At 68.4% G+C, this 11,424-nt stretch carries 12 protein-coding genes; 2 read left to right on the top strand and 10 right to left on the bottom strand.

Translation table 11 applies throughout. From position 1 onward, the window contains the following. From ACFV4K_RS10620 to dinB, 8 genes are all read right to left on the bottom strand, one after another. A partial coding sequence (locus ACFV4K_RS10620; RefSeq protein ID WP_379273840.1) for a dihydrofolate reductase family protein occupies positions 1-570 on the bottom strand: 570 nt, incomplete at its 3' end. A 47-nt stretch (positions 571-617) separates the two neighbouring features. Continuing rightward, positions 618-1,352, bottom strand: coding sequence for an SRPBCC domain-containing protein (locus ACFV4K_RS10615; RefSeq protein WP_379273838.1), 735 nt, complete (start codon positions 1,350-1,352; stop codon positions 618-620). A 2-nt stretch (positions 1,353-1,354) separates the two neighbouring features. Further along, positions 1,355-1,966: an ArsR/SmtB family transcription factor gene (locus tag ACFV4K_RS10610; protein WP_379273836.1), complete on the bottom strand. Its 612-nt coding sequence runs from the start codon at positions 1,964-1,966 to the stop codon at positions 1,355-1,357. Positions 1,967-2,041: 75 nt separating this feature from the next. Continuing rightward, positions 2,042-2,992, bottom strand: coding sequence for a hypothetical protein (locus tag ACFV4K_RS10605; protein ID WP_379273834.1), 951 nt, complete (start codon positions 2,990-2,992; stop codon positions 2,042-2,044). A 278-nt stretch (positions 2,993-3,270) separates the two neighbouring features. Further along, the gene (locus tag ACFV4K_RS10600) at positions 3,271-4,500 is read right to left on the bottom strand and encodes a site-specific integrase (protein WP_379273832.1); all 1,230 of its coding nucleotides are present in this window, start codon (positions 4,498-4,500) and stop codon (positions 3,271-3,273) included. A 68-nt stretch (positions 4,501-4,568) separates the two neighbouring features. Next, positions 4,569-4,799 carry a hypothetical protein gene (locus tag ACFV4K_RS10595; protein ID WP_379273830.1) on the bottom strand — a complete coding sequence of 77 codons (231 nt, stop codon included), beginning with the start codon at positions 4,797-4,799 and terminating at the stop codon, positions 4,569-4,571. Between the two features lie 144 nt (positions 4,800-4,943). Further along, entirely contained in the window at positions 4,944-5,744 is an 801-nt protein-coding gene (locus tag ACFV4K_RS10590; RefSeq protein WP_379273828.1) for a HugZ family protein, read from the bottom strand. A gap of 36 nt (positions 5,745-5,780) precedes the next feature. Next, positions 5,781-7,010, bottom strand: coding sequence for a DNA polymerase IV (dinB, locus tag ACFV4K_RS10585; protein ID WP_379273826.1), 1,230 nt, complete (start codon positions 7,008-7,010; stop codon positions 5,781-5,783). Here dinB and ACFV4K_RS10580 point away from each other — a divergent pair. Then, a complete protein-coding gene (locus tag ACFV4K_RS10580) occupies positions 6,994-9,270 on the top strand; it encodes an MFS transporter (protein WP_379273824.1) in 2,277 nt (758 codons plus the stop codon). The genes dinB and ACFV4K_RS10580 overlap by 17 nt on opposite strands. Positions 9,271-9,333: 63 nt before the next feature. Beyond that, positions 9,334-10,071: a thioredoxin gene (gene trxA, locus ACFV4K_RS10575; RefSeq protein WP_379273822.1), complete on the top strand. Its 738-nt coding sequence runs from the start codon at positions 9,334-9,336 to the stop codon at positions 10,069-10,071. Between the two features lie 205 nt (positions 10,072-10,276). On the opposite strand, the gene ACFV4K_RS10570 is transcribed toward trxA, so the two are convergent. Both ACFV4K_RS10570 and ACFV4K_RS10565 read right to left on the bottom strand, forming a co-directional pair. Next, on the bottom strand, positions 10,277-10,630 hold the full coding sequence (locus ACFV4K_RS10570; protein WP_379273820.1) for a hypothetical protein: 354 nt from the start codon (positions 10,628-10,630) through the stop codon (positions 10,277-10,279). A 7-nt stretch (positions 10,631-10,637) separates the two neighbouring features. Beyond that, positions 10,638-11,366, bottom strand: coding sequence for a MerR family transcriptional regulator (locus ACFV4K_RS10565; protein WP_379273818.1), 729 nt, complete (start codon positions 11,364-11,366; stop codon positions 10,638-10,640). Positions 11,367-11,424 lie beyond the last annotated feature (58 nt).

Raw genomic sequence — 11,424 nt, 5'->3', positions numbered from 1 at the left:
GCGCACGACGTCGAAGACGTTCTTCTGGATGCCGTTGGCGTAGGTCTCGGACTCGACCAGCTTCAGCTTCTGGACATCCTTGTCGGTGCCGGAGAACAGTCGCTTGCCCGCGCCCAGCAGCAGCGGGAAGACGAGCAGGTGGTAGCGGTCGATGAGGCCCGCGTCCGACAGGCCGCGGTTGAGGGTGGCGCTGCCGTGGACGATGATCGGGCCACCCTCGGAGTCCTTGAGCTTGGCGACCTCGTCGATGGAACGCAGGATGGTGGTCTCGCCCCAGTTGGACACCAGGTCGTCCTCGTTCAGGGTCGTGGAGACGACGTACTTCGGCATCACCTTGTAGCCGGCGAAGTCCTCCATATCCGGCCACACGGGGCTGAACGCCTCATAGCTGGTGCGGCCCAGCAGGATCGCCGCCGACTCCTCCTGCTCGCGGCCCTTGATCTCGTAGGCCTCGGGAACGAAGGCGATGTCCTTGAAGGTCCATCCGGAGTTTCGGTAGCCGGGTTCGCCGCCGGGGCCCTCCACGACGCCGTCGAGGGATACGAAGGCGGTGCTGATCAGGGTGCGCATGCTGTTCTCCTTGATATCTGGGGTGCGGGGTGATCGTCGTGTCGGGTTCAGCTCACCAGGGCGGTGAGCCAGTGCTGCCAAGCGGTTTCGGCGCCGTCGGTGTCGGGGCCGAACAGGTGGTGGAACATCAGGGCCAGACCGGTGGGGGCCTGATGGAAGGTGTAGAGGCCGTCAGCGGTGCGGATCTCGAACCGTTCGTCGTCGGCCCACACCACCTCACCGTCGATCGGCGGCAGGCCGGTGGGGGAGGCGTGCACCTGCGCGCCCGCCACAAGCGGCGTCGGCAGCGTCAAAGCCTCGATGAGCGCATCCCGCACCGCGCGGCCGGAAGAGCCTGTCGCGACACCGAATACGGGCACCGCGATCCGCCCCGGGAAATAGCGGAGGTATTCACGCAGCGTATTGAGGTGGAACGGCCAGCCCCGCCGCAGCGCGTCGTACTCGTCCTGCCAGTCGTCGCCCAGCACGCCGCTGTGCACGACCCGCAACACGGTGCTGCCGCCCTCACGCCCCTCGATCAGATACTCGAAGGCCATGAACCGCCCGTCCTCGTCGGTCCCGGTGCGGGTCGCGAGCCGCTTACCCGGTTCGTAGGCGGTGATCACGGCTTCCTCCCGCTGCCCGCCGGTCTCCATGGCCGAGACCCCGCCTTCGCGCGCCTCGATCTCGTTGCGCCCCATGAACCAGGAGTCGACTCCCGGCCCGGTCGCGATCGCCTCCCACACCTGTTCCGGGGTGGCCGGCAGATGCTCCTCCAGTTCGAGCTCGAACGGATGTCCCATGGTCAGTTCCCCTGTCCTGCTACGGTTTCGGTGGCGGCGTCGGGGATCTGGTGCATCCCGACCACCACCCGATGATTGCGGCCCGCCGGTGCGGACTCGTCGTGATAGCGGCTCACCAGCGAGGTGACCGCATCGGCCAGCTCCTCGGCGAACGCGGCCCGGTCGGCGGCGGAGGCGAACCGCACCTGCGCGTCGATCCCGAATGTCGCGACCCGCCGCTGCGCCCGCGCGGCACCGCTGAGCAGCGACCCGACCTCCTGGACGAGCCGTGACCCCAGCGCCAGCAGCCACCGCGCCGACAGCTGATCGGGCGAGCGCGCCGGATCGGGACTGACCGCCCCCATCGCACTGGGCGAGATCACGTAAGACGCTGCGGTAGCGCGATATACGCGCTCGGTGACGTTGCCCTTGCGGCGTTCCTCCACCAACTCCACCAGCCCGTGCCGGGCCAGTTCCTTGAGGTGGTAGTTGATCTTCTGCCGCGGCAGCCCCAGCCGTCCGGCCAGCATGGCCGCCGACCCTGGTTCGGCGAGCGCGGCGAGGATCCGAGACCGGATCGGGTCCAGGGACGCCTCTGCCGCTGCGGGTTCTTCGATCACTGCGACGTCGAGCATGGCTCAACCTTCGCACCGACAAATAATTTTGTCAAGACAAATCAAGTTGTCGGTTGAACCCGCTTGCCCGACTCGTCAGGCCGCTGACTTCATACCCGGGAGGGCCTGGACGTAGCGGCCGCCGGCATCGGATTGGTCGGGACGGCCCAGGCGGATGAGGGCGTGCGGGTAGGCGCACTCGTGAAGGAGGGTGTCGCGCAGGCCGGAACGGACTTCGGGGACCTTCATCGTTTGCGACAGCAGCGAGCTGGCCAGGCCGTTGCGGGCGGCGGTCAGCAGGATGGAGCTGGCCGCCTCGCCGGCGTTCAGATGAGAGATCGCGTCGTCGGAGGGCGTGCAGAGGATCAGGAGTTCCGCCGAGTCGGGGTCGCGATCGTTGAACGGGTCGTCGGAGTCCGGGACGGGCGCGAGTAGCGGGCGGGCGGAGGCCCAGGTCTGCTGCTCGGGCCTGGCGGCCAGGTCACGCTGATCGATGCGACCCGCGACGCCGGTGAGGAAGTCCCCGTACTCGGTATTGCGGTCGGCGGCGGTGCGATACACGGTGGACAGGTTGCGGCGCAGGCCGTCGGGAACGCGTCGGGCGGCCGCACGAGTGCCCGCGGTGCTGCCGCTGATGGAGCGAATCAGGTTGGGCGGCATGGCCCACGGCCGGAAGCGATTGTGCTGGAACTGCCGCTGGAAGATCGCGCCCGCCAGGGTGATCTGATCGCGGTTGGCGGTCGCCGGCGCGAGATGAAGAACCGCAAGGTAATTCGCGTCCAAGGGGTCCGGCATCCGCACGGCGGCCGAGGACCATCCGAACGCCGTCAAAGCCGTCCGCAGATGATGCAGCGCCGCACCGTGGCCGAGCATGCTCGCACGATGCGAGGCCGGATCGATGATCTCGGAAACCGGCGCGTCCTCGATGCGAATATGCAGGGACGCGCCTTTCAGCCACCAGATCCACGGCAGAGCGCCGTTCATCAGCGGTGCTTCCCGTGCCATTTCCAGCGCGGCACGAATTGTTTCCTCCGACGGTGCGGTCATCAGACGCATGACTATGGATTCCTGTTGCTTTGGGCCGTCGGCGGAATGGAGATGCCGCGGCGGCGGAAGGCATCGGCCCGGCGATCGATCCGGGACCCAGACAATCTGAAACGAATCTACGTCATTGATAAGACCAGCTCACGGCCGATGAGGTCCACCCGCGGTGAGCTGGCTCACTGGCCGAAACCGGCGTTTTCTCATTCAACGAGTTGCGCGTCACAGAATTCGCGCCGTGTATTCGGCAATGGTTGTAACCGACCGCCCGGATCGATGCCCCGCTAGAGGCCCAACTTGGTCACGGCGTTGTCCTCGAGCGGATTCGCGGTACGGATGTAGCCGTGCACGGTACGGGGATTGGACCAGCGGCCCTGACGCATGATCTCGCGGTCGCTCGCACCGCCGAGGGCGGCCTGGGTGGCGAAGCCAGCGCGCAGCGAGTGGCCGGAGAACAGAGCCGGGTCCAGGCCCGCGCGCGCGGCGTAGCGTTTGACGAGCTCGGCGACCGCACGGCCCGACATGGCGGTCGAGGCGAGTCCACCGTGGCGGGAAATGGACGGAAACAGTGGCAGATCCGGGTCGGCGAGGGTGGTGCCGGTGAAGCCGTGGCAGCGGTGCAAGTTCGGATCGGCGGCGGGCGTGGTGCGCAGCCACGTGCGGAGATCGCCGGAAGCGTGCGCCTCCCGCAGTCGGGTCCAGTCGGCGTAGGCGCACACCGGGCAGGTGTGCGGGCGTTGCCCGCGGGGGAGTGCCACGCGCTGCTCGTTGACGCCGGTCGCATCGGTCTTGGTGGCGGGCAATTGAATCAGCAGCAGGGGCTCGCCGGTGGTGTGGTCGGTGGCCACGCTGACATCAGTGACCCGTAGCGCGGCGATCTCACTGCGCCGCAGCGCTCCGGCGAAGCCGACCAGCAGCAGCAGGGTGTCGCGGCGGCGCGCCGGTTCGGTGGGCCACTCGGCGGGCGGCAGTTCGCCCAGCAGTTGGTCGAGCGTGTGCAACAGCACCGGACGCTTGCGTTTCGGACGGGTACGACGCGTGCGCCGCATACCGCGCAGGGTCAGGCGCACCACGTCAGCGCGCGTCGGTGAGGGCAGCCCGTTGGCGGCGTGGACCGCGGCGATCGCGGCGGCTTTCCGTTCCAAAGTGGCCGCGCTGAACGCCCATTCACCGTTCTCGCGGCGCGCGTCGGCTGCCGCGGCCAGATAGACCGCGACATCCAGGGCGTCGGCGGGCAGCGCCTGCCGCGATTCGGCCGAGCACCACGCCGCCCAGGCGATCCAATCGGTCCGATAGGCGCGCAAGGTGTTCGCCGACTGCGACGCTTCGAGATACCGGCGCAGCGACTCCGCCTGCACCTCGTCGAACCGGTCCCGCACCAGCCGCAGGGCCGCCGCGTCGACCAGCACACTGCGTACTCCGCGCCGCAGTTCGCCGCGCACTTCGTCGGGTACCGCGATCACCGCGGACTGATCCCCGGGCGGGCGCTCGCTGATCTCGGTCGGTTCCGGCATGCCCTCGACCCTAGATCGAGAGGGCGTTCCCGTTGCGGCAGACCCCGTTTCGCGTGTCCGGCGCCGGGTCAGGGCTGCAGTCGCCAGGCCGCGTCAGGTTTTGGGAGCGGCCAGCTCCAGCCGTGCTGGGTGCGCAGTTCGAGCAGTTGCGCACGTCGTCCACAGGATTGCTCGGTGTTGCCGTCGCCCTCGACGCAGTTGCGGTGTGTCCAGAGCATGGCTTCCACCGTGCCGGACAAGCGCATGGCGTCATGCTCCGGCATCCGATGATGCTCGAGCACAGACGGCTTGTCCGACATGGCCCAATCATCCCCCAAAGGTGGCGGACTGTCGTGCGGTCTGCGCGTCTTCGCAACGCTGGAAAGACGTTCGCTGTCCATGGGGGTGTTGATCGCCGTTCGCGACGCGACCCAGTTCAGGCGCCTGACCGACGGCGATGTGGGTCATAGCTCGTCCTGCGAGGCTCGCGCCAATTCGACTGTCGCCGCACGTAATTCGGCGATCGCGTCGATGGGCTGGCGGTAGCCGATCCGCGTCACGGCGATGCCGCGCGGCGTGGTCACCCGCAGATCCAGTCCGAACCGGTCGGCACGCTCGCAGATCGCGGCCGTCGCATCCGGGTACCCGCCGCGCGCGTGCGCCATGTCGAGGAGGGCATCCGCGTGATCATCGTTGAGATGAGCGATCGCCCGCGCCGCGGCGGGAATGATCGGATCGGCCTGAGCCGCCGCGTATTCCTCGGCCGTCGCCGAATCCATCCGACCGTAGCCACCGACCCAGCGGGCCCGCTGCACGCGCAGGACCCACACCGTGAAATCGCTGAAGTCGATGTAGGTCTTGGCGGCCGGGACCGCCGCTAGATGCGCCTCGCGAGCGGCGATCGCCTCCGTGCCCTCGGGCAGTTCGGCGACGCCGGCCAGCGTCAATCGCGTTCCGGCCAGCGGATCCTCGGGCAGATCCGGGGTGACGATCGAGACGCTGGCCCGCGGGTCGCCCGCCAGATTGCGGCCGTGCTCGGCCATCCGGGACACACACAGCACCGGCTGACCCTCGAGCAACCCGTACGTGACGAAACTGGCCCAGGGTCCGCCGTCGGCGGACAACGTCGCCAAGGTAGCCGTATTCGTCACCGCGGCAACAGTTCTGGCCTCATCGGCCACGGACGGCCGCGTGGTGTTCACGATCGGGGTCAGCGGCGGCGGAATCGAGGGAGCGTCGCCGGGGTCACCGTGGTCGAGAGCCATGCGTCACAGGCTACCCGCGCCGCCAAACACGACTGATCAGTCCAGAAGGATCGGCACCGACAGCCCTTCGCCCTTCCGCAGCAGCGCCGCGCGGGTGACCGTGCCGGCACCGAATCGATCCCGTAGCGCATCCAGCGTCGAATCGAGGGTCGATTCCGCGCGCGCCTCGAACGGCAGCGACAACTGCATGCTGTCGGCCCGATCGAGATTGGTCAGGGTCAGACCGATGAGCGTGAGCCCGCCGCGCTCCTTGATCAGGGGTAACGCCGTCTCCAGCAGCGTGCGCGCCGCACGCAGGATCGCCGTGCCGCTGTCGGTGGCCTCCGGGAGAGTGTGCGAGCGGGTGGCGCGGGTGAAGTCGTCGAAGCGCATGCGCAACACCACTGTTCGGCACACCCGTCCAGCTGTGCGCAGTCGGTGCCCGAGCCGATCGGCCAGTCCGTGCAGATACGCTTCGAGCTCCTCGTCGCTGCGATACCGCCGCCCCATGGCCCGTTGCGCGCCGATCGACCGCCGCCTCCGGCCGGTGTCCACGCGCCGGGGATCATGCGCCCACGACAGCGCGTGCAGGTGCCGTCCGACACCCGGGCCCAGGACCGCGGCCAGCGGTCCCTCACCCATATCGGCGAGCTGACCGACCTTGGTGATTCCGCGCTCGTGCAGCTCCCGGGCGGTCACGGCGCCCACGCCCCACAATCGTTCCACCGGCAGCGGATGCAGGAACTCCAGCTCCTTGTCCGGCGGAACCTCCAGCAGCCCATCCGGTTTGGACACCGCACTGGCCACCTTGGCGAGGAACTTGGTCCGAGCCACCCCCACCGAGATCGGCAACCCGACCTCGGCCCGCACCCGCTCCCGCAGTCCGCGCGCGATATCGACCGGGCTTCCCGCGATCCGCCACAGGCCCGCCACGTCGAGGAACGCCTCATCGATGGAGATGCCCTCGACCTCGGGTGTGGTGTCCCGGAAGATCTCGAACACCGCCTTGCTGGCCTGGGAATAGGCGGACATCCGCGGCGGCACCACGATCGCGTTCGGGCACAGGCTCATCGCCTGACGCAGATTCATCGGCGTCCGCACCCCGAATGCCTTGGCCTCGTAGCTGGCGGCCAGCACGACTCCGCCGCCCACCAGGACCGGTCGACCGCGGAGTCGCGGATTGTCCCGCTGTTCCACCGACGCGTAGAACGAGTCCAAGTCGGCGTGCAGAATCGCCGCGCGCTCGCGGCGGTCAGCGCTTCTCGGGTCGGTGGCGGACACGAACATATGTTCGCATACCGCACGGTCTGGTGGTTGCCGGAATCCGTGCTCCGCCCGAATTGCCTGGTCATCAATCTTCGCCCTGACCATCGGGGCCTTCGGGATCGGAACCACCGAGTTCGTGATCATGGGCCTGCTGCCCCAGATCGCCGGTGACTACGGCGTCACCATTCCCACCGCGGGCCTGCTGGTCACCGGGTATGCGCTCGGCGTCGTGGCCGGTGCGCCCGTGATGACCGTGCTCGGCACGAAGATCTCCCGTAAGCGAATGCTCATGCTGCTCATGGGGTTGTTCATCGTCGGCAATCTGATCTCGGCGGTCGCGCCGAGCTTCGCGGTCATGCTCACCGGGCGCATCGTCGCCTCACTGGCCCACGGCGCGTTCTTCGGCATCGGCTCGGTCGTGGCGGCCGAACTCGTCGCTCCCGACAAGAAGGCCGGCGCGATCGCCACCATGTTCACCGGACTCACCATCGCCAATATCGTCGGCGTGCCGCTGGGCACCTTCATCGGCCAGGCGATCGGCTGGCGGACCACCTTCGTCATCGTCGCCGCGGTCGGTGTGGCCGGACTGATCGGCATCGCGAAGCTGGTGCCCGCCCTACCGCGTCCCGAAACCGCCCGGCTGGGACAGGAATTCGCCGCGCTCCGCAATGTCCAGGTGATGCTGGCCATGGCCATGGCCATGGCCATGGCGATGACCGTGCTGGGCTTCGGCGGAGTCTTCGCCGCCATCACCTACATCGCCCCGATGATGACCCAGGTCGCCGGATTCTCCGACGGCTCGGTCACCTGGCTGCTGGTGCTGTTCGGCATCGGCATGTTCCTCGGCGGCCGATACGCCGACCTCCACCTGATGCCGATGCTGTACGCGACGCTGGGGGGGCCTGAGGCGAGGGTGACCTTGCTGCAGCGGACCACTACCCAGTGGTCGGCCGCCATCGACTCACCGCGGGAGTGTGTCCGGCCAGCCGGTGAACACCCTGGCTCCGAGCTGGGAGCTTCCTGGGAACCAAGATCTCCCTATGCTGGTCGCATGACCCCTCCGATGACGGCGCTGGTGCGGATCGCCCCCGACCTCGACGCCGTGACCACGATCGGTCCCGAATCCGACCCCGCCGACACCGGCCTCACGGGCGGCGACATCGAGGCGATCTGGCGGTCCGTGCAGGACTGGTATCGGATGGGCACCACGCCCGCCATCCAGGTGTGCCTGCGCCACCGCGGGCACATCGTGCTGAACCGGGCCATCGGGTACGGCTGGGGCAACGCGCCGAAGGACGCGCCCGATGCCGACAAGCGACTGGTGACGCCCGACTCGCCGTTCTGCGGCTTCTCCACGGCCAAAGGCGTCGCCGCCGCCGTGATGTTCATGCTCATCGAACAGGGCGCGTTCACGTTGGACGACCGGGTGTGCGACCACGTGCCCGAGTTCAGCGGCCACGGCAAGGACCGCATCACCATCGGCGACGTCATGTCGCACTCCGCGGGCGTCCCGTTCATCACCCCGCCCTACCGCGGCTCCGAACTCGTCCTCGACGAGGAGCTCGCCGTGCGCGGCCTCGCCGATCTCGTTCCGAGCTGGCGGCCCAACCGATTCCGCGTCTACCACGCCATGACCGCCGGCCTGATCCAGCGACTGCTGGTCCAGCGCGCCACCGGGCGGGCCATGCGAGACCACCTGCGCGAGCAGGTCCTCGAACCGCTCGGCTTCCGCTGGAACAACTTCGGTGTCCGGCCCGAGGACGTCGACAGCGTGGTCCCCAGCGTGCGAGTCGGCCCCGGACCGTCCAAGGTATGGCGTCACCTCGCCGGGCGCGCCCTCGGCGGCGGCCTGTCCGGCCCCACCGACGAATCCGCGGCCCGCGCCTTCCTGACCGCGGAACTCCCCTCCGGCAACCTCGTCACCACCGCCGCCGAGCTGTCGCGCTTCTACGAAATCCTCTCCCGTGGCGGTGAACTCGACGGTGTCCGGATCATGCGCCCCGACACCCTGGACGCCGCGACCCGCCCGGCCCGTTGGCTCCCGGGCGTGGCGGGCCGGGTCTCGGTGGGAGGCTACGAATTGGGCGCCCGCCGTTCCAAATTCGGCCCCGACACCGGCTCCCACTTCGGCCGCAGCGGACTGACCACCCAGTACGGCTGGGCCGATCCGGCACGCAGCCTCTCCGGCGCGATCCTCACCAGCGGCAAGGCCCAAGCCGACATGGACCGGCCATCGCGGTTGGTCGCGCAGATCTCGACAGCGATCCGGCCCGAGGGCTGACTCGGGCCGCTTCGTCCCCAAGTCTTGACCTTGCCCCTGGGGGCAGCGTTTAGATTCACCACCATGCGGATTGGTGAACTCGCCCGACTGGCCGAAGTCAGCCCGAAAGCGATCCGGCGCTACGAGTCCCTGGGCCTCGTAGCCCCCACCCGCCACGCCAACGGCTACCGCGAATACGACGACGACACCATCCGCCTCGTCCGCGAAATCCGCTCCCTCAACCGCCTCGGCATCCCCGTAGAGGAAACCCGCCCCTTCCTCGACTGCCTGGTCGCGGGCAGCGAACACGGCGACGACTGCCCCGAATCCCTCGCCGAATACCACCGCGCCATCACCGATCTCACCACCCAGATCGACATCCTCACCGCCCGCAGAGACGGCCTTGTCCAGCGACTCCATGAGGCCGCACGCCGAACCGCGGGCCCACTCCCCGAAGCGCCGACGCACGAAGGACCCCAGATGACCGAGATCGCCTCCATCACCGACGACACCTTCCAGCAGAAGGTCCTGGACCAGCAGGGGACCGTCCTGGTGGACTTCTGGGCCGAATGGTGCCCGCCCTGCCACATGATCAAGCCGGTGCTCGCGGAGGTTGCCTCGGAACGAGCGGACGCCCTGACCATCTACAAACTCAACACCGACGAAAACCCTTTGGCAGTCCGCGAATACGCCATCATGTCGCAGCCGACACTCTTGCTGTTCCGCGACGGCGAGCTCGTGCGCACCCTCGTCGGCGCACGATCGAAGAAGAAACTCCTGTCCGAACTCGACGCCGCGCTCCAACCCCACGACCGCGCTTGATCCGACAAGGAACAGGTTTCGCATCGCAGGACTGCCAGTGAGGGGCCGAGCTCCGGGTCGAAGCGGTCCTCCAGCGGGTTGGAACCGCTGTCGGTGTGGGAGAGAAGCGATTCCACGGCGCCGGGCTGCTTCCCTCCGAACGGGATCAGCGGTTCGTCGACGTCCAGGAACACGAGTGGACGGTTCGTCCCGGTCATGAAGTTCGCTATCGCTCGCGGGCTGCCAGGGCCTTGCGGGCGGCGGTGAACCATTCCTGGGTGCCGACGAGGCCGGCGGCGATGTCCTTGCGGGCGCCGTTGAATCCGTAGAGGTTGCCAGCGTAGCGGGTGAGGACCGAGCCCTCGGGTTCTTCGAGTTCCTCGAGGACGGCCGTGTCCTGGAGGAGGTAGGCGACGTCGGCGAGTTCGGTGCTGGTCCACGTGTCGCGATAGTCATCCCAGCCGTGCTGTTTGACCGCGAGGGCGCGGTCGACCAGGGCGGTCTGGAGGGCGCTGCGGTCGGCGTCGGTGGGCTGGCGGGATTTGAGGTGGTCCCAGTTGATCCGCTCTGCGTCGGTCATTGGCCGATTATGTCATCGCGGTTCGGGGGCGGGTCAGGAGAGCGTCGAGTTCGGCCGCACCCGCCAGGAGGGCTCGGGAGCGGGATTCGATGGCGTGATCGCGCGCGGCCAGGCGGGTCAGGACGTCCTGACGGCGACTGGTGTCCCGAAGCTCGGGCATGAGGGCGCGCAGGGCTGGGATGCCGTAACCGGCCCGGCGGAGTTGGTAGACGATGCGGACGTCGCGGACATCCGCGGGTGTGTAGATGCGGGCGTCTCGGGTGTCACCGCGCTGAGGACTCGACAGGCCCATGGCCTCCCAATGCCGCAGCGTGGAAGGTCGCACGCCGATCGCATCGGCCAGCTCGGAGATGGTCATCGAATCCGACTGGCGCACATCGGTGATCGGTTCGTCGCTGATATGCCGCACGGCGGCCCGGGTCGCCGCGAGATCGCGGCGTTCGGCGTGCAAGGCGGCGTGCGCGGCGTCGACGAGTTCGAGCATCGCGGCGGGGGAGTCACAGTGAGCGGCGCGCATGATCGCTTTGGCGTCGACCGGCCCCACACCCGCGGCGAGCGCGCGATAGGCCCGCGCCGACACCACGTGAACCTCGCGGTACGCGCGATACCCGGTCTCGCTGCGGGTCGTCGGCGGCAGCACCCCGTCGCGTTCGAGATTGCGGATCTGCTGCACCGAGTACCCGGACCTGCGGGCGACATCGGCGGTACGGAACGACCCCGAGTTGCGACTTTCCACCCAGCGACCTCCACCTTGACTGCCCAAGTCTCCACAAGCACTTCAAGGTGACGATAGA

Origin of the sequence: Nocardia sp. NPDC059764 (assembly GCF_042732555.1) — a bacterium.
Taxonomy (GTDB): Bacteria; Actinomycetota; Actinomycetes; order Mycobacteriales; family Mycobacteriaceae; genus Nocardia.
The sequence above is the reverse complement of the archived record's forward strand: the minus strand, read 5'-3'. Positions and strand labels throughout refer to the sequence as shown.